This window comes from Pseudorhodoferax aquiterrae (assembly GCF_014652235.1).
GTDB classification, from domain to species: domain Bacteria; phylum Pseudomonadota; class Gammaproteobacteria; order Burkholderiales; family Burkholderiaceae_C; genus Pseudorhodoferax; species Pseudorhodoferax aquiterrae.
Genome location: NZ_BMYK01000010.1, coordinates 62,434 through 83,183 on the forward strand (window position 1 = coordinate 62,434; position 20,750 = coordinate 83,183).

A 20,750-nucleotide genomic window follows, 5' to 3' on the forward strand; every position below is an offset into this window, starting at 1 on the left:
CTACACGCCCCAGACCACGTCCTTGCCCGCGGCCTGGGCGCGCCGCAGCATCTCGATGAAGGGCACGGCGCGCTGGCGCAGCGACACCACTTCGGGCTTGAGCTTGGGCTGCTCGCCCTTGGCGCGGGCCTCGTCTTCGGCGGCCTTCTGGGCCGCTTCTTCCTCGGCGATGGCCTTCTCGAGCGCGGCGACGGCCTGCGCCATCTGTTCGGGCTGGATGATGCCGCTGGGTCCGGGCTCCTTGCCGATCAGCTGCAGCACGCGGCGCCCGTTGGGCTCCAGCATGATGAGGTCGCCGGTGGCCTTGGACTTGAACTTGAACAGCATGGGGGTCAGCGGTACATGTAACCGCGGTTGAACGGATAGGCCGATTGTGCGCCCGTCATCGGGCCGCCACGGGTCACGCCGCTGGGCCGGCTGGCCAGCATCTGGTGCAGCGAGATCCAGTCGTGCTCGAAGCTCATGGCGCTGCCGGCCAGGTACAGCCGGTAGGCGCGCAGCACCCGCTCGGCGCTGGCGGCATCCTTGGCCGTGGCCGTCAGCACCTGCCGGGCTTCGTCCAGCCGCGCCTCCAGCGCATCGGACCAGGCCCACAGCGTGCGGGCGTAGTGCGGCCGCAGGTTCTCGGTGTCCACCATCTCCAGGCCGGCGCCGGCCAGCTCGCGCAGCACGTGCGAGACGTGCAGCAGCTCGCCGCCCGGGAAGATGTACTTCTCGATGAAATCGCCCATGCCCGCGCCGAGCTGCTCGTGGTGCACCGACGAGCCCGTGATGCCGTGGTTGAGCACCAGGCCGCCCGGTTTGAGCAGATCGCGGATGCGCGCGAAGTAGGTCGGCATGTTGGCCCGGCCGACGTGCTCGAACATGCCGACCGAGGCGATCTTGTCGAAGGGCTCGGCCTGCAGGTCGCGGTAGTCGCATAGCAGCATGCGCACCCGGCCCGACAGGCCGCGCCGCTCGATCTCGCGGTTCACGTGCGCATGCTGGTTGTGCGAGAGCGTGATGCCGGTGGCGTCCACGCCGTAGTGCTCGGCGGCCCACAGCAGCAGGCCGCCCCAGCCCGCGCCCACGTCCAGGAAGCGCTCGCCGGCGCGCAGCATGAGCTTCTTGCAGATGTGGTCCAGCTTGGCCTCCTGGGCCTGGGCCAGCGTCATGTCGGCTTCGCGGAAGTAGGCGCAGGAATACACGCGCTTGTCGTCCAGCCACAGCGCGTAGAAGTCGTCGGAGACGTCGTAGTGGAACTGGATCTGCTCGGCGTCCTTGGCATGCGAGTGCGCGGCCAGCGATCTGGCGCGGCGCAGCATGTTGCCCCACCAGCCCGAGGCTCCCTGCTCGCCGGGATGCCCGGGCAGCAGCCGCGCCGCCACCTCCATGAGGTCGCGCATGCGGCCCTGCAGCTGCACGCGGCTCTCGACGAAGTCCTCGGCCAGCCGGCCGATCTGCCCGGCGGCCATGGTGGCCAGGCTGGACCAGTCCTGGAACGACAGCGTGACCTTGGCGCCGCTGGCGCCCACGCGTTCACCGGCCGGCAGCTGCAGTGCGACGGGAACCGGGAGTCCCTGCAGCTGGGCCTCGATCTTGGGGATGAGGGGATTGCGCATGCAACAAATTCTTGCCAATTGCGAAAGCCCTGGTCAAGCCATGGTTCTGTAGGACGGGGCCGCGTGCCGGCCGCATGCAACCCGATTGACTTGCAATAATTCATGTCTAAACTATTTGGACATGAACATCCTATGCCTGGGTGGCGGGCCGGCCGGCCTGTACTTCGCGCTGCTGATGCAGCGGCAGAGCCCCGCGCACCGGGTCACCGTGCTGGAGCGCAACCGCGCGGGCGACACCTTCGGCTGGGGGGTGGTGCTGTCGGACCAGACCCTGGAGAACCTGCGGGCGGCGGACGCGCCATCGGCCGAGCGCATCGGCGAGCAGTTCCACCACTGGGATGACATCGAGGTCTTCTTCAAGGGCCGCAGCCTGCGCTCGGGCGGCCATGGCTTCTGCGGCATCGGCCGCAAGCGCCTGCTCGACATCCTGCAGGCACGCTGCATGGAGCTGGGCGTGCAGCTGGTGTTCGAGACCGAGGTGCGCGACGACCAGCAGGCGGCGCGGCAGTACGCGGCCGATCTGGTCGTCGCCTGCGACGGCCTGAACAGCCGCGTGCGCCAACGCTATGCCGAGACGTTCCGTCCCGACGTGGACCTGCGTACCTGCCGCTTCGTCTGGCTGGGCACGCGCAAGCGCTTCGATGCCTTCACCTTCGCCTTCGCCCAGACCGAGCACGGCTGGTTCCAGGCCCATGCCTACCAGTTCGACGGCGAGACCTCGACCTTCATCGTCGAGACGCCCGAGGCCGTCTGGCAGGCCCACGGCCTGGACCGCATGGCACAGGAGGAGGGGATCGCGTTCTGCGAGCGGCTGTTCGCGCGCTACCTGGATGGCGAGAAGCTCATCAGCAATGCCGCCCACCTGCGTGGCTCGGCCATCTGGATCCGCTTTCCGCGCGTGGTCTGCGCGCGCTGGGTGCACCGGCTCGGGCTCGACGATCGCAGCGTGCCCGTGGTGCTGATGGGCGACGCAGCGCACACGGCGCACTTCTCGATCGGCAGCGGCACCAAGCTGGCCCTGGAAGATGCGATCGACCTGGCCGGCGCCCTGGCGACAGAGCCCGACCTGGACGCGGCACTGGCTGCCTTCGAGGCGCGCCGCAGCGTGGAGGTGCTCAAGATCCAGAACGCGGCACGCAACTCCACCGAGTGGTTCGAGAACGTGGCGCGCTACAGCGGCCTGCCGACGGAGCAGTTCATGTACTCGCTGCTCACACGCTCGCAGCGCATCGGCCACGAGAACCTGCGCCTGCGCGACGCGCACTGGCTCGGCGCGTACGAGCGCTGGCTGGCTGGCGGCACCGAGGCACGGCTGCCCATGCTGCTGCCGCTCACGGTGCGCGGGCTCACGCTCAAGAACCGCATCCTGGTCTCGCCCATGGCCACCTACAGCGCCGTCGACGGCGTGCCGCAGGACTTCCATCTCGTGCACCTGGGCGCGCGTGCATTGGGCGGTGCGGCCATGGTGTTCGTGGAGATGACCAGCCCCACGCCCGAGGGCCGCATCACACCGGGTTGCCCGGGCCTGTGGAACGCGGCGCAGCAGCAGGCCTTCGCGCGCATCGTCGACTTCGTGCATGCCAGCAGCAGCGCCGCCATCGGCCTGCAGCTGGGCCACAGCGGGCCCAAGGGCTCGACCCAGCGCGGCTGGGAGACGGTGGACGCCCCGCTGCCCGCGGACAACTGGCCCCTGCTGTCTGCCAGCGCCGTGCCCTACGGTCCCGACAACCAGGTGCCGCAGGCCATGACGCGCGCCGACATGGACGCGCTGCGCGACGCCTTCGTGGCCGCCACCGAGCGCGCTGCCGCGGCCGGCTTCGACTGGCTGGAGCTGCACTGCGCGCACGGCTACCTGCTGTCGAGCTTCATCACGCCGCTGACCAACCGGCGCAGCGACGCCTATGGCGGCCCGCTGGAGAACCGGTTGCGCTATCCGCTCGAGGTCTTCACGGCGATGCGCGCGGTCTGGCCGGCCGAGCGGCCCATGAGCGTACGCATCTCGGCGCACGACTGGGCGCCGGGCGGCCACACCGGCGACGATGCCGTGGCGGTGGCGCGGGCTTTCCAGGCCGCCGGCTGCGATGTGATCGACGTCTCCTCCGGCCAGACCACGCGCGCGGCCCGGCCGGTGTACGGCCGCATGTACCAGACGCCCTTCGCCGACCGCATCCGCCAGGAGCTGGGCATCCGCACCATCGCGGTCGGCGCCATCACCGACGGTGACCAGGCCAACGGCATCATCGCTGCAGGCCGGGCCGACCTGTGCGCCGTGGCGCGTCCGCACCTGGCCGATCCGGCCTGGACCCTGCACGAAGCCGCGCGCCTGCAGGCCGCGCCGCAGCCCGACTGGCCGCTGCCCTACCTGGCCGGGCGCGACCAGTTGCTGCGCGAGCTGGCGCGCCAGCGTGCCGCCACCGACGAAGCCGACAGACACTGACATGGACCTCGAAGCCCGCGCCCACAGCGAACATCCGCAGGAGCTGCGCCTGTGGCTGCGCATGCTGACCTGCACCCAGCAGGTCGAACGCCAGATTCGCGCGCGCCTGCGCACGCAGTTCGCCACCACCTTGCCTCGCTTCGACCTGATGGCCCAGCTCGAGCGCGTGCCGGCCGGCCTCAAGATGCGCGAACTGTCGGCGCGCCTGATGGTCACGGGCGGCAATGTCACGGGCATCACCGACCAACTGGTGGCCGAAGGACTGGTGGAACGCGTGGACGTGGAGGGTGACCGGCGCGCCTACCGCGTGCGCCTGACGGCGCGCGGCCGCGCCCAGTTCCGCGCCATGGCGCAGCAGCACGAGCAGTGGATCGTCGAGGCCTTCGCCGGCCTGGGCGCGCGCGACATCGCCACGCTGCACAAGCTGCTGGGCAAGGTCAAGCAGCACACGCAACACAACTTCCTGGAGACCGAATGACCTATCCCATCGGCATGGACAACCCCATGCGCGCCCAGTTCTCCGAGCGCGCCGGCTACCAGGGCCGGCATGTCGACTGGCAGCTGCAGGCCGGCGTGGCCACCATCACCTTGCGCCGGCCCGAGCGCAAGAACCCGCTGAGCTTCGAGTCTTATGCCGAGCTGCGCGACCTGTTCCATGGCCTGCGCTTCGCCACCGACGTGCGGGCCGTGGTGCTGGCCGGGGCCGGTGGCAACTTCTGCTCGGGCGGCGACGTGCACGAGATCATCGGCCCGCTGACCCGCATGCCCATGCCCGAGCTGCTGGCGTTCACGCGCATGACGGGCGAGCTGGTCAAGTGCATGCGCGCCTGCCCGCAGCCCATCGTGGGCGCCATCGACGGGGTCTGCGCCGGTGCCGGCGCCATGCTGGCGCTGGCCTGCGACCTGCGTTACGGCACCGAGGCGGCGCGCACGGCCTTCCTGTTCACGCGCGTGGGCCTGGCCGGTGCCGACATGGGCGCCTGCGCGCTGCTGCCGCGCGTGATCGGCCAGGGCCGCGCGTCCGAGCTGCTGTACACGGGCCGCGCCATGACGGCCGCCGAAGGCCTGGCCTGGGGCTTCTTCAATGCCCTGCATGCGCCCGATGCGTTGTTGGACCAGGCCCAGGCCATGGCATGTGAGCTCGCTGCCGGCCCCAGCTTCGCCCATGGCATGACCAAGACCATGCTGGCGCAGGAATGGTCCATGGGCATCGACCAGGCCATCGAGGCCGAGGCCCAGGCCCAGGCGATCTGCATGCAGACCGAAGACTTTCGCCGGGCCTACGAGGCCTTCGCGGCCAAGCGCAAGCCCGTCTTCCAGGGGGACTGAACATGGCCCGCGGCACCAGCGCGCAGCTTGATCGCTTCGTGCACGAGCGCCTGCCGCCGCCGGCGCAGTGCGCCCAGCTGCGCTACGAGCTGCCGGAGCTGCAGCTGCCAGACCAGCTCAACCTGGTCGAGGAATTGCTAGACAAGGCCGCCGGGCGGCCCTGGGCCGACCGCCCGCTGCTGCGCTCGGACGCGCGCACGCTGAGCTACCGTGAGGCGCGCGCCGAGGTCGACCGCATCGCCCAGGTGCTGACCGGGGACCTGGGCCTCGTGCCTGGCAACCGCGTGCTGCTGCGCGGCGGCAACTCCATCACGCTGGCGCTGGCCTGGCTGGCCGTGGTCAAGGCCGGGCTGGTCGCGGTGGCCACCATGCCGCTGCTGCGCGCGCGCGAACTCGGCCAGATCATCGCCAAGGCGCAGCCGGCCGCGGCCTTGTGCGAAGCGCGCTTGCTGGACGAGTTGCGCCAGGCGCCGGGCGCCGACCAGCTGCCGGCTGGCACCGTCGCCTTCCACGCGCCCGACGACCCCCACAGCCTGGAGGCGCGCGCCGCACGCCAGCCCGGCGCCGGCGCCGCCTGCCCGACCGCCGCCGACGACATCGCGCTGATCGCCTTCACCTCGGGCACCACGGGCCAACCCAAGGCGCCCGTCATCAGCCACCGCGACGTGCTGGCCATGTGCAACTGCTGGCCGCGCCATGTGCTGCGGGCGCGCAGCGAGGACGTGGTGGTCGGCTCGCCGCCGCTGGCCTTCACCTTCGGCCTGGGTGGGCTGCTGCTGTTCCCGATGTGGGCGGGCGCCTCGGTCTACTTCCCCGGTGCGCCCTACACGCCCGAGAGCCTGGTGCAGCAGGCGCGCGCGGTCGGCGCCACCATCTGCTACACGGCGCCGACCTTCTACCGCCAGATGGCGCCGCACGCCAAGGCGCTGGGCGGATTGCCGCAGCTGCGCATCTGCGTCAGCGCCGGCGAGGCGCTGCCCGACGTCACGCGCCAGCTCTGGAAGCAGGCCACGGGCATCGAGATGCTGGACGGCATCGGCGGCACCGAGTTGTTCCACATCTACATCTCCTCGCCGCCCGAGCGGGTGCGGCGCGGCGCCGTGGGGCAGGTGGTGCCGGGCTTCACGGCCCGGGTGGTCGACGAGGAGGGCCGCGAACTGCCGCGCGGAAGCGTCGGCCGGCTCGCGCTGATCGGCCCTGTGGGCTGCCGTTACCTGGACGACGTGCGCCAGACGCAGTACGTGCAGCAGGGCTGGAACTACCCGGGCGATGCCTTCGTCGAGGACGACGACGGCTACTTCTTCTACCAGGCGCGGGCCGACGACATGATCGTCACGGCGGGTTACAACGTGGGCGGTCCCGAGGTCGAGGACGTGCTGCTGCAGCACCCGGCCGTGGCCGAATGCGCCGTGGTCGGCAAGCCCGACGCCGAGCGCGGCATGCTGGTCAAGGCCTTCTGCGTGCTGCGGCCGGGCTACAGCGGCGATGCAGCGCTGGTGCACGCGCTGCAGGCGCATGTGAAGGCCAGCCTGGCACCCTACAAGTACCCGCGCGAGGTGGCTTTCCTGCCGGCATTGCCGCGCACCGAGACCGGCAAGCTGCAGCGTTACAAGTTGAGAGAGCCATGAAGTTGCTGCATCCCCCCGGCTGGGCCCCTGCCAAGGGCTATGCGAACGGCGTGGCCGCCCGCGGCACGCTGGTCTGCGTGGGCGGCCAGATCGGCTGGAACGCCGCCCAGCAGTTCGAGAGCGACGACTTCATCGACCAGACCGCCCAGGCCCTGGCCAATGTGGTGGCCGTGCTGCGCGAGGCCGGCGCCGGCCCCGAGCACATCGTGCGCATGACCTGGTACGTGACCGACCGCGCGGAGTACCTGCGCCGCCTGCGCGAACTGGGCCAGGCCTACCGCACCCACATCGGCCGGCACTTTCCGGCCATGAGCTGCGTGGAGGTCAGCGCGCTGATGGAGGCGCGGGCCAAGGTGGAGATCGAGGCGACGGCCGTGCTGCCCGACTGACAAAAATGGCCGCTGCTGCGGTCATGGGAAAAACGGCCGCTGCTGCGGCAATGGGCAAAAGTGGCCGCTGCTGCGGCCATGGGCGCTACCAGGCCACGGCATGCGCCTGCCGGCGCAGGTCGGCCACCGCTTCCAGGCCGCCATGCGCGTGGGCACGCACCGCCTTGACCGAGCCGAAGTGCAGCTGCTGGCCAGCATCCTCGTGCACGGTGAGGCCATGCGCCCGCAGGGCGGGCGCCACGGCTGCGTCCATGCCGGCTTCCAGCAGCACCTCGCCGGCATCGTTGAAGCTCCAGCGCGGGCGCCCGGCGAGCTCGCCGAGCGTGGCCTCGCTCTCCAGCGCCCCGCTGGCCAGCTGCAGGCCACCGGTGGTCTGGCCGATGCCGCCCGGCGAGATGGCGGCCAATTCGGCCCGGTTGCCCTGCACCACGATCCAGGGCGACAGCGTGTGCGCCGGACGGGCGCGCGGCTGCACGCTGTTGGGCAGGCCCGGCTCGGCGCGGAACTCGGCCATGCGGTTGTTCAGCAGCACGCCGGTGCCGGGGTCCACAGCGCCGCTGCCCAGCGGCTGGAACACGCTTTGCAGCAGGGCGACGGCGTTGCCGTCCACGTCCATGGCGACGAAGCCGGTGGCATCGGCGGGCGTCAGGCGGGTGGCGGTGGCATCCAGCGGGCCGTTGCCGATGTGGCGCTCGCCCAGCTCGAAGTCGGCCGGCATCAGGCGCCGTCGCGCAGGGTCGCCCAGACGGGCGCGGTAGCGCTGCAGCACGGCCACGGCGCGGAGCACGTCGTGGGCCGGGTCGTTCTGCGCCGCGCCGGCGGCGGCCCGCAGGTTGAGCTGGCGCAGCATCAGCACGCCGGCCGAGTTGGGCGGCGCCACATGCACCTGGCGGCCGGCATAGTGCGTGCTCCAGCTTTCCCACCAGTCGGCCTGGGCCTGGGCCAGGTCGTCCTGGCCCAGCCAGCCGCCATGCTCGGCACAGAAGGCGGCCAGGCTGCGCGCCACCCAGCCGCTGTAGAAGCCCGCCTCGCCCTGGCGTGCGATGGCCTGCAGCACCTCGGCCAGCTGCGGCTGGCGCAGGGGCTGGCCCGCGGCGAGTGGCTGGCCGTTGCGGTGGAAGGCGTCGGTGAAGCCCGGTTGCGCCGCGACCTGCGGATCGGCCTGCATCAGGTTGCGCGCGAGCTCTTCGGAGGTGCCGATGCCCGCCGAGGCCGCGGCGATGGCAGGCGCCAGCAGTTGCGCCCAGGGCAGCCGGCCGAAGCGTTCGTGCGCGCGGGCCCACAGGCGCACCAGTGTGGGCGTGACCGCCGCACGCACGCCATGCCGCGGCAGCCCGGTGCCGGCCAGTTCATCGACCGGTGTGGCGGCCGGCGCCCGGCCCGTGCCGTTGAGCACCTGCACCTGGTGCGAGGCCGCGTCGTAGACCAGCAGCAGCCCGCAGCCGCCCAGCGATCCGGCATGCGGCAAGGTCACTGTCAACATTGCCGACGCGGCCAGCATGGCGTCCACCAGCGAACCGCCTTGTTCGACCACGCGCTGGGCCGTCAGGGTGGCGAGGTGGTGGCCGCTGGCAAGCGCAGTGACGCGACCGTATTGGCTCTTGGGACGGGGAGGCTTTGGCATGTCAGCTGTTGGACGCTGGCGGGGCGTCTTGGTTCACGGCCGTTGCACGGAACACGGAGGGCGTGCCGTAGCGCCAGCAACCTGCGTGCCAGGGTGCGGCGGGCCTGCCCGTAAACTGCCCGATGTGTGGAATCGTGCATTGCTCAAGCGTGTTGGCGCCGCGCTGGCGCTGTCGGCCCTGGCGGGCTGTGCCGACATGTCCTACTACCTGCAGTCGGCACGCGGGCATCTGGCGCTGATGCAGGCGGCCCGGCCGATCCAGGATTGGCTGGCCGATCCCACGACGCCGCCCGAGCTGCGCCAGCGGCTGGAGCTGGCGCAGCGCATGCGCCGGTTTGCGGTGGAGCGTCTGCATCTGCCCGACAACGCGAGTTACCACCGTTACGCTGACCTGCAGCGGCCCGCGGCCGTATGGAATGCCGTGGCGGCGCCACCGTACTCGCTGACGCTGAAGACCTGGTGCTTCCCGTTCACCGGCTGCATCGGCTACCGCGGCTACTTCGACGAGGCGCAGGCGCGGGCGCTGGCGGAGCAGCTGCGGGCCGAGGGCCTGGAAACGAGTGTGTACGGCGTGCCGGCCTATTCCACCCTGGGCTGGATGAACTGGCTGGGCGGTGACCCCTTGCTCAACACCTTCATCCGCTCCAACGAAGGCGAGTTGGCGCGCCTGCTGTTCCACGAACTGGCGCACCAGGTCGTCTACGTGAAGGACGACACCACCTTCAACGAGTCCTACGCCACGGCGGTCGAACGGCTCGGGGGCGCCGAGTGGCTGGCCAGCGAAGCCGGCGAGGATGCGCGCGAGGCCTACCTGCGCTTCGACGGGCGGCGCCGCGAATTGCGTGCACTGATGCTGCAGACGCGCCAGGCGCTGGCCGCGGTGTACGCCGACGACGCCAATCCGCAGCCCATGGAGCAACGCAAGGCCCGCGCGATGGCGGATTTCCACGCAGCCTATGCGCGGCTCAAGCGCGAGCACTGGGCGGGCTTTGCCGGCTACGACGCCTACATCGCGCGCGCCAACAACGCCGTGTTCGGCGTGCAGGCGGCGTACGACGGGCAGGTGGCGGCCTTCGAGGCCTTGTTCGCGCGCGAAGGCCGCGACTGGGCGCGTTTCCATGCCGCCGTCGCGGCACTGGCGGCACGACCCAAGGCCGACCGCGAAGCGGCCCTGGCTGCGCTGGCGGGGCGCTGAAGCTTCAGTCGTCGAGCGCGGCGATGGCGTCGATGTACTGCTGCATCGCGTCTTCGGCCGACATGCCTTGCAGCTTGTTCCAGGCGTCCCACTTGGCGCGGCCGACCATGTCGGAGAAGCCGGGCTTGGGCACCTTGTTGTCGCCCGCGCTGGCCTGCTTGTACAGGCCGTACAGGCGCAGCAGCGTGGCGTTGTCGGGGCGCTGGCTGCGCTGCTGGGAAGCGACGACGGCGGCCTGGAAGGCGGTCTGCAGTTCGGACATGGCGGGCTCCTCTTCTTGGATATCAGCGGGCACACGGCGCTTGCGCCCCGGACGGCATCAGGCCTGCACGCGCTGTGTGGTGAATTCTGCCTCGTACTCCTTCGCCAGGGCCGTCTTCTGCGCCGCGCTCAGCACCTTGCCGGCCAGCTGAAAGAACTTCTGCTCCTCTTCGTCCAGGTGGTGGTGCAGCTTGTGGTGCAGCGCACGCGCCTTGGCCAGCCAGGCCGGCGAGGACATGTCCAGGTCCATCAGCTCCTCGACCATCTCGTCCATCTCGTGGTGCTCCGCGATGCCGTGGCGCGAGGTGTCGACGGCGGCATCGTGCTCCATCAGCGGGGCGTAGAAGCAGCGCTCCTCCGCGGTCTCGTGCGCGGCGAGCTCGCGGCGCAGGTCGCGGAACAGCCGCTGGCGCTCGGGACTGTCGCCGCTGGTGGCGACCAACTGGTCTGCCAGCGCGCGTTGCAGCTGGTGGCTGATGCGCAGGGCTTCGAAGATGTTCAGCATGGCAAGGGCTCCTGTGGGTGCCCCGCATGCTCGCTGCAGCATGCCATGGCCGCCAGCGCCCCGAACCGGGTCGCGCTGTAGGACAGCTGCGCGTGCGCTGTCAGTCCGCCAGCGCGGCCTGCGCGACGTCCACGTCCAGCCGCTCGGTGGCGTCCTGCGGCTCCGCTGCCGCGGCGCGTTCGTAGAGGCGGTTGGCCTCTTCCATGCGGCCGTCGCCTTCCAGCATCAGCAGCGCGTGGGCGTACTCCACCATGCCGATGACCGACCCCGGATGCAGTTCCAGGCCCCGGCGGAACATGCGCAGGCCCACCTCCTTCTTGGCGCCGTAGGTCATCGAGCCGATCAGCGCGCCGACCTTGTCGATGACCTCGGCATGGAAGGTGCCCAGTGCGAGATGGGCATCGGCGTGCCGCGGCGACAGCGCGATGACCTTCTCCAGCGACTCCTTGACCTTGTTGCCCAGGCCCTGGGCCAGCGCCTTGGCGATGCTGATGCCCTGGCTGTAGCGGCCCAGCGCATAGGCCTGCCAGTACCAGGCGTTGGGGTCGTCGGGCCGGGCCTGCGCCTGCTGCTCGGCCCGTGTGGCGACCAGGCGGAACAGGTCCAGGCGTTGTTTCTCGCTGGGCTCCAGGTAGTTGGCGTAGATGGCGGTGGCCTTGTTGGCCACGGTCACGCCGGCACCGCCGGCCGCCAGGCCCGCCGCGCAGGCCTGCTCGAAATCGCCGTTGTGGAACAGCACCCAGGCCTGCAGCACGGCCGGATCGGCGGGCGGCGGCTCGGCATCGCCGGCATGCAGCCTGGCCCAACGCTGGAGCACGCCGGCTGCATCGAGATGGAATGCGCCCGCATGGGGGAATGCGCTCCAGTCGCCCATCGTGGTCTCCTATTTGTGGCGGGTGGCGGATCCGAGTCTAGGTGGTTTGCGTGACAGGCGCTGCACCGGCATAGGCGGCCACCAGCGCGAGCAGGTGTTCACGTTGCGCAAGCACCAGGTAGGGCGCCAGCAGCATCAGCACATGGTGGGCGCCGCGCAGCAGCGCGGCCTGTGCCGCGGCCGGTTCCAGCGCGTCGCGCGGCGCGCGGGCGTATTCGTAGCTGAGCCACCAACTCAGCACCACCACCATGCTGGTGGCGGTGGGCTCGGCCGTGCGCGGGTCGATCTGCAGCGCGCCGTGGGCCGACAGGCTGGCCAGCATGTCGCGCACCGCCCGCGTCTTGGCCTGCAGCACCTGCTGCACCTGCTGCTCGAGCCGGCGGTGGTTGCTGAGCAGGTCGTTGAGGTCGCGGTAGAGGAAGCGGTATTCCCAGATGCGCTCGAACAGGCTGTGCAGGAAGAACCAGGCGTCTTCCACGTCGCGCACCTCGGCACCGGCGTCCAGCAATTCGTGCATGTGCTGGGCGTAGCGGTCGAACAGCGCACCCAGCAGTTCGTCCTTGGCCGGGTAGTGGTAGTAGAGGTTCCCGGGGCTGATGCCCAGTTCGGCGGCGATCAGCGTGGTGGAGACATTGGGCGCGCCGAAACGGTTGAACAACGCCAGTGTGACTTCCAGGATGCGTTCGGCCGTGCGGCGCGGGGCTTTCTTCGGCATCGGTCCTCCCTGGGAGGCAGCATGCCGCAGCAGATGCTCGCCGGCCGCTAGGTATTTCCCGGTGGCGGGGCCGCCAGGTCGACCAGGGCCGGCACGACGCGGCGGATGCGTTCTTCCTCGAAGTAACCGCCATGCTCGGCGTAGCGCAGGAAGACGGTGGCGCAGACCCGGCAGCGCCAGACGCCGCAGCGGTTGTAAGGAAACCAGGCCGGAGCGATGGGCGCATCGGCCGACCAGTAGCGCGTGTGCTGCGGGTGGTATTCCTCCAGCGTGGCGTCGAGCGGGTTGCCGGCCTGTGGGTCGTAGAGCGTGCCCAGGGGTTCCAGGCGCTGGCGGTCCAGCGAGACCGGGACGGTTTCCCAGCCGGTGCTGGGCAGCGTGGCGCAGGAGGCGCAGGGCGTGGTAGCCGCCTGGGCGGCGAGATCCCGCAGTGCGCGGGCGTCCCAGATCCGGTCTTCTTCGGCCATGGCGCTCAGTCCTGGCGTGGAGCCGGGCGCTTGCGGGCGGCCCGCTTGGCTGGTGCGGCCGGCGGCGGCGTGGCCGCGGCGTGGCGCGGCCGGGCGGCGGTCTTGCGCGCCGCTGCCGGGCGCTTCGCCGCGCGTTCCAGTGCCTCGACGCGCGCCGCCAACTGCTCCAGCTCCTCGATCCGCGGCACGCCAAGCTTGCGCAGCGCCTTGGCCACGCGCTCCTCGAAGATGCCTTCCAGCTTGTCCCATTGGCCGGCGGCGCGCGCGCCGAACTCGCTGGCCAGGCTGCCGAAGCGGGCACCAGCTTCGTGCAGCCCGTCCCGGGCAGCCGCCTGGGTTTTGTTCTGCATGTCCGCGCCTTCCCTGACCAGCCCTTCGAACACTTTGCTTCCCTCGGCCTGGGCCTTGGCGAAGGCGCCCAGGCCCGCCAGCCAGATCTGCTGGGCCGAGGCGCGGACCGATTCGGCGAACTGGGCGGCCGAGGCGTCGTCGCCGAAGGGGTTGAAGGGGTTGGGTTTTTTGGCCATGGCGGATCCTCGAAGGAGTGGATGCCGGTAACTGTAAGCGCCATTGGCGTTACAACTGCCCTGCGATAATCGCCGGTTCGTTTTGCGGATACTCCCCATGATTCTTGTCACCGGCGGCGCCGGCTTCATCGGCACCAACTTCGTGCTGGATTGGGTTGCCAAGATTGGCGAACCCGTACTGAACCTGGACAAGCTCACGTATGCGGGCAACCTGGAAAATCTGGCCAGTTTGGCTGACGACGCCAGGCATCGGTTCGTACAGGGCGACATCGGGGACTCGGCGTTGGTCGGCCGCCTGCTGGCCGAGAACGCTGTCCGTGCCGTCGTGAACTTCGCTGCCGAGTCGCACGTGGACCGTTCCATCCACGGCCCGGCCGCCTTCATCGAGACCAATGTGGTCGGCACCTTCGGCCTGCTGGAGGCTGTCCGCGCCTACTGGGGGGCCTTGCCGGCCGAGCGCAAGGCGGCGTTCCGCTTCCTGCATGTCTCGACCGACGAGGTCTACGGCTCGCTGGATCCGCAGGCGCCAGCCTTTACTGAGCAGCACCGCTACGAGCCCAACAGCCCGTATTCGGCCAGCAAGGCCGCCAGCGACCACCTGGTGCGCGCCTACCACCACACCTACGGCTTGCCGGTGCTGACGACCAACTGCAGCAACAACTACGGCCCGTTCCATTTCCCCGAAAAGCTGATCCCGCTGATGATCGTCAACGCCCTGGCCGGCAAGCCGCTGCCGGTGTATGGCGATGGACAGCAGATCCGCGACTGGCTCTACGTCGGCGACCACTGCAGCGCCATCCGGCGCGTGCTGGAGGCTGGCGGCGTTGGCGAGGTCTACAACGTGGGGGGCTGGAACGAAAAGCCCAACCTGGAGATCGTGCGCACGGTCTGCGCGCTGCTGGACGAGAAGCGGCCGCGGGCCGACGGCAAGTCCTATACCGAGCAGATCGCCTACGTGACAGACCGCCCCGGCCACGACCGACGCTACGCCATCGACGCGCGCAAGATCGAGCGCGAGCTCGGCTGGAAGCCCGCCGAGACCTTTGACACGGGCATCCGCAAGACGGTGGAGTGGTACCTCGCGAACGCCGATTGGGTCGCGCGCGTGCAGAGCGGCGCTTACCGCGAGTGGTTGTCGAAGAACTACAGCGAGCGCCCTGCAGCATGAAAATCCTACTGTTGGGCAAGGGTGGCCAGGTCGGCTGGGAGCTGCAGCGCAGCTTGGCGCCGTTGGGCGAGTTGGTGGCGCTGGACTTCGACAGTACCGAGCTGTGCGGCGACTTGAGCAAGCCCGAGGAACTGGCGGAGACCGTGCGCCGTGTGGCGCCGACTGTCATTGTGAATGCCGCCGCCCACACGGCGGTGGACAAGGCCGAGAGCGAGCCCGAACTTGCGCGCGCGTTGAACGCGGTGGGCGTCGGCGTGCTCGCGCGCGAGGCGCAGAAGCTGGGCGCCTGGATGGTTCATTACTCGACCGACTACGTGTTCGACGGCAGTGGGCATCAGCCTTGGACGGAAAGTAGCCAGACCGGCCCACCGTCGGTCTATGGCCGCACCAAGCTGGAAGGCGAGCAATTGCTCCAGCAGCATTGCCGTCGCCACCTCATCTTTCGCACTAGCTGGGTCTACGCCGCGCGAGGCCAGAACTTCGCCAAGACCATGCTGCGGCTGTCTGCCGAACGCGAGCGCTTGACGGTGGTGGACGACCAGTTCGGTGCGCCCACCGGCGCGGAGCTTCTCGCCGATGTGACGGCTTTGGCATTGCGTCGAACGCAGGCGGCGGACGGCGATGCGTTGGCCGGTCTGTACCACGTCGTGGCTGGCGGTGAAACCTCCTGGCATGGCTATGCACGCTTCGTGATCGACTTTGCCCAGCAGCGCGGGATCACGCTCAAGGCAGTCGGCGATGCGATTCAGGCCGTCCCATCCAGTGCGTTCAAAGTGATCGCGCCGCGCCCTCGCAATAGCCGGTTGGACACGAGAAAGCTGCGCGGTGCCTTTGGCCTGGTGCTGCCGCACTGGCAAATTGGCGTCGCACGTATGCTCACCGAAACCCTGGAACGCTCTGCATGACGATTCAACGCAAAGGCATCATCTTAGCGGGTGGGTCCGGCACCCGGCTGCATCCCGCCACGCTGGCCATCAGCAAGCAACTGCTGCCGGTGTATGACAAGCCCATGATCTATTACCCGCTCAGCACGCTGATGCTGGCGGGCATCCGCGACATTCTGGTGATCAGTACGCCGCAGGACACGCCGCGCTTCCAGCAGTTGCTGGGTGATGGGAGTCAGTGGGGGTTAAATCTGCAATACGCGGTCCAATCTAGTCCCGATGGATTGGCTCAGGCGTTCTTGATCGGCGAGTCATTCCTGAATGGTTCTCCGAGCACGCTGGTACTGGGTGACAACATCTTTCATGGGCACGACTTTCAGGATCTATTGGAAAGCGCAAGCCGGCGGACAGAAGGGGCTAGCGTCTTTGCTTACCACGTACATGATCCCGAGCGCTACGGAGTGGCTGAGTTCAACACCGAAGGCAAGGTGTTGTCGCTGGAAGAAAAGCCGCAGGAGCCCAAGTCGAACTATGCAGTGACAGGCCTGTATTTTTACGACGGCCGCGTGTCAGAACTTGCAAGGCAACTCAAACCTTCCGCGCGCGGCGAACTCGAAATCACCGATCTGAACCGGTTTTACCTCGACGACGGCAAGCTCCACGTCGAGATCATGGGGCGAGGCTACGCATGGCTTGACACTGGCACGCATGAAAGCCTGCTGGAAGCGGGCCAGTTCATCGCGACCATTGAGCATCGGCAGGGCTTGAAGGTGGCATGTCCTGAAGAGATCGCTTTTCGCCAAGGGTGGGTCGATGCCGGCCAACTGGAGCGGCTCGCCGCCCCACTGCTCAAGGCCGGCTACGGCCAGTATTTGCTGCGTCTCTTGAAGGAAAAGGTGTTCTGATGAAGGTGACGCGGCTGGAGATCCCCGATGTCCTGTTGGTCGAGCCGAAGGTGTTCGGTGACACCCGCGGCTTCTTCTACGAAAGCTTCAACGCTGAAGGGTTCCGCGTTGCGACCGGCCTCGGTCTAGATTTTGTACAGGACAACCACAGCCGCAGTAGCAAGGGTGTCCTGCGCGGCTTGCACTACCAGCTGCCGCCGCATGCGCAGGGCAAGCTGGTGCGTGTGGTCCGCGGCGCAGTGTTCGATGTGGCGGTAGACATCCGTGCATCGTCCCCGAGCTTCGGGCGATGGGTGGGAGCGGAGCTAACGGAGGAGAACCATCGCCAGCTTTGGGTTCCGCCTGGCTTTGCGCATGGATTCCTGGTGCTGAGCGATAGCGCTGATTTTCTCTACAAGACGACCGACTACTACGCCGCGACGCACGAGCGCTGCATTGCGTGGAACGATGCGGCATTGGCCATCGAGTGGCCGCTGTACGCACTCCAAACTGCACCAACGTTGTCGGTCAAGGACGCTGCCGCGCCAGGGCTGTCCGCCGCCGAGTTGTTCGCCTGAATACACAGCCTGTGACACTGCACGTCCTGCCACACGCAGGCACTGTTGCCTTATGAATCCTCACGCGGAACGTTCCGGCTCCCCTGCTTCGTTGGTGCGGACGCTCGTTGTCCACCGCGCCATGATCTTTCAAATGGCTCGGCGAGAGGTCGTCGGACGGTACCAGGGCTCGGTGTTCGGGTTGGCGTGGTCGTTCTTCAATCCAATCCTTATGCTAGCCGTTTACACCTTCGTGTTTTCGGTGGTTTTCAAGGCGCGCTGGACTGCGGGTCCCGACGTCGGGGAGAGCCGAACCCAGTTTGCTGTGATCTTGTTCGCCGGGATGATCGTGCACGGGCTGCTGGCGGAGATGATGAACCGCGCGCCAGGGTTGGTGCTGGGCAACGTGAACTACGTCAAGAAGGTGGTGTTCCCCCTCGAAATTCTGCCGGTCGTTACCGCACTCAGCACCTTGTTCCATACAGCCATCAGCCTGACTGTGTTGGTAGTGGCGTTTTGGCTGTTCCACGGATATCTCCACTGGACGACCCTGCTGGTGCCAATGGTCTTCCTGCCGCTCATCCTTCTCGGTCTGGGGCTTTCGTGGTTGTTGGCGTCGTTAGGCGTGTTCCTACGCGACGTCGGCCAAGTTGTGGTCATCCTGACCACGGTCCTTATGTTCCTTTCGCCTGTTTTTTATCCACTGAGTGCAATTCCGGAGGGCTTGCAGTCCCTGGTCATGCTTAACCCGCTGACCTTCATCATTGAGCAGGCACGCGCAGTACTGGTATTTGGTCACCTGCCCGACTGGTTCGGATTGGCCGCCTACATGCTGTGCGCGTTGCTGATTGCATGGGCCGGATACTTTTGGTTTCAGCGGACCCGTCGGGGATTTGCCGATGTCCTCTGACAACGTTGCCGTCCGTGTCTCACATCTGACCAAGTCATACGAGATCTACGACACGCCACGAGACCGACTGCGTCAATTCGTGTGGCCGCGCGTTCAACGGCTCCTAGGCTTGCGCCAGCGCCAGTACTACCGTGAGTTTCGAGTACTGCAGGATCTCTCATTCGAGATACGCCGTGGCGAGACCGTTGCTATCGTTGGCAAGAATGGCAGCGGCAAGTCCACGCTGCTCCAGATCATCTGCGGGACTCTGAACCCTAGCCGAGGCGAGGTACAACTCAACGGTCGCGTTGCGGCCCTCCTGGAGTTGGGCTCCGGCTTCAACCCCGAGTTTTCCGGCCGCGAGAACGTGTATATGAATGCCGCGGTGCTAGGCCTTGCCCGTCACGAAGTCGACGCCAAGTTGGCGGAAATCCTCGCGTTCGCTGATATCGGCGCATTCATCGACCAGCCAGTCAAGACGTACTCCAGCGGAATGTATGTGCGGCTTGCATTCTCCGTTGCGATCCATGTCGAGCCGGACATTCTGGTTGTCGACGAGGCGCTGAGTGTGGGTGACATTCGATTTCAGTCCAAGTGTCTGCACGCTATCGAGGCCATCAAACAGCGTGGTGCAGCGGTCCTCTTCGTGACGCACAGCCCGGGTCAGGTCGAAGCGCTGTGCAGCCGCGCGATCTGGCTGCATGACGGGGTTGTCAAGGCGGACGAACAGCCCAAAACCTTGATGCGCCGATACATCAACTTCATGACCCATGACATGGACGACGCCGTACCGGCGGTTGTGGCGCCGGTGGCGTGCGACGCCCAGCCGGCGCCGTCGGCCGACTGGGTGGGACTCGGCGCGTCAGGTCATCGCAGCGGAACGCTGTCCGCTGTGATCGACCGCATCAAAGTGGTGGGCCCGGATGGCGCAGCCTTGCGTGTGGCCGATTGCGAAACTCAGGCCGTCGACTTATTCCTATCCGTTCTCGTGCATGAACGGGTGCCCATGCCGCTCCTGGCTGTCGGAGTTTTTAACGAGCTCAACGAGCCGCTGGTGCATTTCAACAGCGAGAACGTCGGTGCTGCGTTGGCCGCGTTAGCACCTGGGCGGCACACCGTGCGGGTTGCGCTGGAGCTCCCTGCGCTGCGACCCGGTGAGTACCTGATCTCCGTAGGCCTCGATGACGGCGTTTCTGGCCAGAGCGTTGTGCTTTGCCACGTATACGACGCTTGGCCGTTTACCGTGGCTCAGCCTCCACGGCGCAAGCCGCAGGGCGGCTATGTGCAGATTGCTGCCGGCGCTGACACCATTGCAGTCCTGTCTCGAAATGAAGATGAAGCTGTTTCTACCTGACGACTACACGGTGCGCCGTGATAACCCCCTGTACGGCGATGTCCCTGGCGAGCTTGTCTATCAGCCAGATGTCTACCGACTTGCGCTGTATTTGGCCCAGCGAGCTGGGCTGCGCCACGTGGTCGACATCGGCTGCGGCTCGGCCGGCAAACTCCTAGCTTTCCGTGGGCATTGCGCAGTCATCGGCATTGATTCGGAGTTCGGCATTGACATGGCCCGCAAGACGATGCCCGAAGGTCGATGGATCGTGCACGACTTGGAGCAGCCGTTGCCGCCGCTGGGTGACGATGTGCTGCGTGATGCCGTCGTAATCTGCTCCGATGTGATCGAGCATCTGCCGCAACCGGCGCATCTGGCCGGGCAGTTGGCGGACTTGGCCAGGCGCGCACCATATGTCCTTGTGTCCACGCCGGATAGAGACAGAGCTCGCGGTTGGCTGGATCGAGGACCTCCGGCCAATCCTGCACATGCGCTCGAATGGAACGCATCCGAGTTCGTACGCTTCCTGCGCGAAGCTGGCTTTGGCGACGTGCCATTCCATGGGCACACCATCAACACCGACCACCACCGCGCCAAGAGCACGCTGATCGCGCTTGCAGGGATTCACGTTTCGCCCAGGCCATGCCCGCCCTGCAAGTTGGCGGCAGTCATGCATGGCTTCAACGAGGTGGACATACTCCCCGAGGTACTGGACCATCTGGCAGCTCAGGGCGTCGAAGTGCATTACTTCGATAATTGGTCGACCGATGGATCGTGGGAGTTGGCACAAGAGCGCCTGCACCGAGGCCAGATTGCCCATTGCGCCCGATTCCCCGAAGCACCGACCGACCAGTACGAGTGGCATGCGCAGCTGAGTCACACCACGAGCTACGCCCAGACGCTAGATGCGACGTGGGTCATGCATCACGATGCGGACGAGATACGCACTTCGCCCTGGCCTGGCGTGTCGCTTCGTGATGCTGTCGCCTTCATTGATGCGCTGGGCTACAACGCGATTGACTTCACTGTGCTGGACTTTCGCTTCGTCGACGGTCGCGCTCAGATTACAGCGCACTACGAGCGCGATCTGAACCATTTCGAGTTCGGGCGCCGGCCCGGCCATTTCAGGCAGATCAAATGCTGGCGCAACGATGCGCCGGCCGAATTGGCAGACTCGGGCGGGCACGACGTGCAGTTGCCTGGTCGCAAGGTCTACCCGGTCAAGTTTTTGCTGAAGCACTATCCGTTGCGCAATGAGGAGCAGGCTTTACGCAAGATCCACCACCATCGATTACCGCGTTTCACGACCGAGCAACAGAAGTACCAGTGGCATCACCAGTACGACGCGTACAAGACGGTCGAGCGTGTTACCGGTTGGAAGTACAAGGACTTGTTGCCATGGCATGCGGTGCATTTCAACACTGAGTACCTTGTCGAGCGCATCAGTGGCATTGGCCTGGATTGATTGCTCGGAACGGATAGC

Annotated in this window: 22 protein-coding genes; 13 read left to right on the forward strand and 9 right to left on the reverse strand. The window is 67.4% G+C overall.

The annotated features are described in order from the left end of the window. Window positions 1-327 carry a DUF1840 domain-containing protein gene (locus tag IE209_RS16945; RefSeq protein WP_145551042.1) on the reverse strand — a complete coding sequence of 109 codons (327 nt, stop codon included), beginning with the start codon at window positions 325-327 and terminating at the stop codon, window positions 1-3. A gap of 5 nt (window positions 328-332) precedes the next feature. Then, window positions 333-1,601, reverse strand: a complete 1,269-nt coding sequence (locus tag IE209_RS16950; RefSeq protein ID WP_189688126.1) for a class I SAM-dependent methyltransferase — start codon at window positions 1,599-1,601, stop codon at window positions 333-335. A 121-nt stretch (window positions 1,602-1,722) separates the two neighbouring features. On the opposite strand from IE209_RS16950, the gene IE209_RS16955 reads away from it, so the two are divergent. Genes IE209_RS16955 through IE209_RS16975 form a run of 5 tightly spaced genes read left to right on the forward strand, consistent with a single transcriptional unit; the run spans window position 1,723 to window position 7,384 of the window. After that, window positions 1,723-4,038 (forward strand): bifunctional salicylyl-CoA 5-hydroxylase/oxidoreductase, encoded by a 2,316-nt coding sequence (locus IE209_RS16955; RefSeq protein WP_189688127.1) that lies wholly within the window; start codon window positions 1,723-1,725, stop codon window positions 4,036-4,038. Window position 4,039: 1 nt separating this feature from the next. Continuing rightward, complete coding sequence (locus tag IE209_RS16960) at window positions 4,040-4,516, forward strand: MarR family winged helix-turn-helix transcriptional regulator (RefSeq protein WP_189688128.1); 477 nt, start codon at window positions 4,040-4,042, stop codon at window positions 4,514-4,516. Beyond that, window positions 4,513-5,367, forward strand: coding sequence for an enoyl-CoA hydratase family protein (locus IE209_RS16965; protein WP_189688129.1), 855 nt, complete (start codon window positions 4,513-4,515; stop codon window positions 5,365-5,367). The genes IE209_RS16960 and IE209_RS16965 overlap by 4 nt, the downstream gene beginning before the upstream one ends. Before the next feature lie 2 nt (window positions 5,368-5,369). Further along, window positions 5,370-6,995, forward strand: a complete 1,626-nt coding sequence (locus IE209_RS16970) for an AMP-binding protein (RefSeq protein ID WP_189688130.1) — start codon at window positions 5,370-5,372, stop codon at window positions 6,993-6,995. Beyond that, complete coding sequence (locus IE209_RS16975; protein WP_189688131.1) at window positions 6,992-7,384, forward strand: RidA family protein; 393 nt, start codon at window positions 6,992-6,994, stop codon at window positions 7,382-7,384. The genes IE209_RS16970 and IE209_RS16975 overlap by 4 nt, the downstream gene beginning before the upstream one ends. A gap of 85 nt (window positions 7,385-7,469) precedes the next feature. Here the strand turns inward: IE209_RS16975 and IE209_RS16980 are convergent, their stop codons facing one another. Further along, window positions 7,470-9,008, reverse strand: a complete 1,539-nt coding sequence (locus IE209_RS16980; protein WP_189688132.1) for a gamma-glutamyltransferase — start codon at window positions 9,006-9,008, stop codon at window positions 7,470-7,472. 196 nt (window positions 9,009-9,204) lie between these two features. Here IE209_RS16980 and IE209_RS16985 point away from each other — a divergent pair, with 196 nt between their 5' ends. Beyond that, window positions 9,205-10,203 (forward strand): aminopeptidase, encoded by a 999-nt coding sequence (locus IE209_RS16985; RefSeq protein WP_229882917.1) that lies wholly within the window; start codon window positions 9,205-9,207, stop codon window positions 10,201-10,203. A 4-nt stretch (window positions 10,204-10,207) separates the two neighbouring features. Here the strand turns inward: IE209_RS16985 and IE209_RS16990 are convergent, their stop codons facing one another. The 6 genes from IE209_RS16990 to IE209_RS17015 form a co-directional block, all read right to left on the reverse strand. Further along, the gene (locus tag IE209_RS16990; RefSeq protein WP_189688134.1) at window positions 10,208-10,465 is read right to left on the reverse strand and encodes an acyl-CoA-binding protein; all 258 of its coding nucleotides are present in this window, start codon (window positions 10,463-10,465) and stop codon (window positions 10,208-10,210) included. 57 nt (window positions 10,466-10,522) lie between these two features. After that, window positions 10,523-10,969, reverse strand: a complete 447-nt coding sequence (locus tag IE209_RS16995; RefSeq protein WP_308433188.1) for a hemerythrin domain-containing protein — start codon at window positions 10,967-10,969, stop codon at window positions 10,523-10,525. Between the two features lie 100 nt (window positions 10,970-11,069). Next, the gene (locus IE209_RS17000) at window positions 11,070-11,843 is read right to left on the reverse strand and encodes a tetratricopeptide repeat protein (protein WP_189688135.1); all 774 of its coding nucleotides are present in this window, start codon (window positions 11,841-11,843) and stop codon (window positions 11,070-11,072) included. A gap of 37 nt (window positions 11,844-11,880) precedes the next feature. After that, window positions 11,881-12,558: a TetR/AcrR family transcriptional regulator gene (locus IE209_RS17005; RefSeq protein ID WP_189688136.1), complete on the reverse strand. Its 678-nt coding sequence runs from the start codon at window positions 12,556-12,558 to the stop codon at window positions 11,881-11,883. A 47-nt stretch (window positions 12,559-12,605) separates the two neighbouring features. Beyond that, complete coding sequence (locus IE209_RS17010) at window positions 12,606-13,025, reverse strand: hypothetical protein (RefSeq protein WP_189688137.1); 420 nt, start codon at window positions 13,023-13,025, stop codon at window positions 12,606-12,608. 5 nt (window positions 13,026-13,030) lie between these two features. Further along, a complete protein-coding gene (locus tag IE209_RS17015) occupies window positions 13,031-13,552 on the reverse strand; it encodes a phasin family protein (RefSeq protein ID WP_189688138.1) in 522 nt (173 codons plus the stop codon). Between the two features lie 97 nt (window positions 13,553-13,649). Here IE209_RS17015 and rfbB point away from each other — a divergent pair, with 97 nt between their 5' ends. Genes rfbB through IE209_RS17050 form a run of 7 tightly spaced genes read left to right on the forward strand, consistent with a single transcriptional unit; the run spans window position 13,650 to window position 20,732 of the window. Beyond that, window positions 13,650-14,720 carry a dTDP-glucose 4,6-dehydratase gene (rfbB, locus tag IE209_RS17020; protein ID WP_189688139.1) on the forward strand — a complete coding sequence of 357 codons (1,071 nt, stop codon included), beginning with the start codon at window positions 13,650-13,652 and terminating at the stop codon, window positions 14,718-14,720. Next, window positions 14,717-15,625, forward strand: a complete 909-nt coding sequence (rfbD, locus tag IE209_RS17025; protein WP_189688140.1) for a dTDP-4-dehydrorhamnose reductase — start codon at window positions 14,717-14,719, stop codon at window positions 15,623-15,625. Before rfbB ends, rfbD begins: the two co-directional genes overlap by 4 nt. Next, the gene (gene rfbA / locus IE209_RS17030; protein ID WP_189688141.1) at window positions 15,622-16,509 is read left to right on the forward strand and encodes a glucose-1-phosphate thymidylyltransferase RfbA; all 888 of its coding nucleotides are present in this window, start codon (window positions 15,622-15,624) and stop codon (window positions 16,507-16,509) included. The genes rfbD and rfbA overlap by 4 nt, the downstream gene beginning before the upstream one ends. After that, a complete protein-coding gene (gene rfbC / locus IE209_RS17035) occupies window positions 16,509-17,066 on the forward strand; it encodes a dTDP-4-dehydrorhamnose 3,5-epimerase (protein ID WP_189688142.1) in 558 nt (185 codons plus the stop codon). The genes rfbA and rfbC overlap by 1 nt, the downstream gene beginning before the upstream one ends. A gap of 52 nt (window positions 17,067-17,118) precedes the next feature. Further along, window positions 17,119-17,955 carry an ABC transporter permease gene (locus tag IE209_RS17040; RefSeq protein WP_189688143.1) on the forward strand — a complete coding sequence of 279 codons (837 nt, stop codon included), beginning with the start codon at window positions 17,119-17,121 and terminating at the stop codon, window positions 17,953-17,955. After that, a complete protein-coding gene (locus IE209_RS17045; RefSeq protein ID WP_189688144.1) occupies window positions 17,945-19,288 on the forward strand; it encodes an ABC transporter ATP-binding protein in 1,344 nt (447 codons plus the stop codon). Before IE209_RS17040 ends, IE209_RS17045 begins: the two co-directional genes overlap by 11 nt. Next, window positions 19,263-20,732: a methyltransferase domain-containing protein gene (locus IE209_RS17050; RefSeq protein WP_189688145.1), complete on the forward strand. Its 1,470-nt coding sequence runs from the start codon at window positions 19,263-19,265 to the stop codon at window positions 20,730-20,732. Before IE209_RS17045 ends, IE209_RS17050 begins: the two co-directional genes overlap by 26 nt. Window positions 20,733-20,750: the final 18 nt, after the last annotated feature.

Bases quoted from the DNA above. Each gene is read 5' to 3' on its own strand.
- IE209_RS17000 (WP_189688135.1), bottom strand. From the start codon at position 11,843: ATGGGCGACTGGAGCGCATTCCCCCATGCGGGCGCATTCCATCTCGAT.
- IE209_RS16975 (WP_189688131.1), top strand. From the start codon at position 6,992: ATGAAGTTGCTGCATCCCCCCGGCTGGGCCCCTGCCAAGGGCTATGCG.
- IE209_RS17015 (WP_189688138.1), bottom strand. From the start codon at position 13,552: ATGGCCAAAAAACCCAACCCCTTCAACCCCTTCGGCGACGACGCCTCG.
- IE209_RS16995 (WP_308433188.1), bottom strand. From the start codon at position 10,969: ATGCTGAACATCTTCGAAGCCCTGCGCATCAGCCACCAGCTGCAACGC.
- rfbB (WP_189688139.1), top strand. From the start codon at position 13,650: ATGATTCTTGTCACCGGCGGCGCCGGCTTCATCGGCACCAACTTCGTG.
- IE209_RS16955 (WP_189688127.1), top strand. From the start codon at position 1,723: ATGAACATCCTATGCCTGGGTGGCGGGCCGGCCGGCCTGTACTTCGCG.
- IE209_RS16960 (WP_189688128.1), top strand. From the start codon at position 4,040: ATGGACCTCGAAGCCCGCGCCCACAGCGAACATCCGCAGGAGCTGCGC.
- IE209_RS17045 (WP_189688144.1), top strand. From the start codon at position 17,945: ATGTCCTCTGACAACGTTGCCGTCCGTGTCTCACATCTGACCAAGTCA.
- IE209_RS17010 (WP_189688137.1), bottom strand. From the start codon at position 13,025: ATGGCCGAAGAAGACCGGATCTGGGACGCCCGCGCACTGCGGGATCTC.
- IE209_RS16980 (WP_189688132.1), bottom strand. From the start codon at position 9,008: ATGCCAAAGCCTCCCCGTCCCAAGAGCCAATACGGTCGCGTCACTGCG.
- IE209_RS17040 (WP_189688143.1), top strand. From the start codon at position 17,119: ATGAATCCTCACGCGGAACGTTCCGGCTCCCCTGCTTCGTTGGTGCGG.
- rfbD (WP_189688140.1), top strand. From the start codon at position 14,717: ATGAAAATCCTACTGTTGGGCAAGGGTGGCCAGGTCGGCTGGGAGCTG.
- IE209_RS16985 (WP_229882917.1), top strand. From the start codon at position 9,205: ATGTCCTACTACCTGCAGTCGGCACGCGGGCATCTGGCGCTGATGCAG.
- IE209_RS16950 (WP_189688126.1), bottom strand. From the start codon at position 1,601: ATGCGCAATCCCCTCATCCCCAAGATCGAGGCCCAGCTGCAGGGACTC.
- IE209_RS16945 (WP_145551042.1), bottom strand. From the start codon at position 327: ATGCTGTTCAAGTTCAAGTCCAAGGCCACCGGCGACCTCATCATGCTG.
- IE209_RS17005 (WP_189688136.1), bottom strand. From the start codon at position 12,558: ATGCCGAAGAAAGCCCCGCGCCGCACGGCCGAACGCATCCTGGAAGTC.
- IE209_RS16965 (WP_189688129.1), top strand. From the start codon at position 4,513: ATGACCTATCCCATCGGCATGGACAACCCCATGCGCGCCCAGTTCTCC.
- rfbC (WP_189688142.1), top strand. From the start codon at position 16,509: ATGAAGGTGACGCGGCTGGAGATCCCCGATGTCCTGTTGGTCGAGCCG.
- IE209_RS16970 (WP_189688130.1), top strand. From the start codon at position 5,370: ATGGCCCGCGGCACCAGCGCGCAGCTTGATCGCTTCGTGCACGAGCGC.
- IE209_RS16990 (WP_189688134.1), bottom strand. From the start codon at position 10,465: ATGTCCGAACTGCAGACCGCCTTCCAGGCCGCCGTCGTCGCTTCCCAG.
- IE209_RS17050 (WP_189688145.1), top strand. From the start codon at position 19,263: ATGAAGATGAAGCTGTTTCTACCTGACGACTACACGGTGCGCCGTGAT.
- rfbA (WP_189688141.1), top strand. From the start codon at position 15,622: ATGACGATTCAACGCAAAGGCATCATCTTAGCGGGTGGGTCCGGCACC.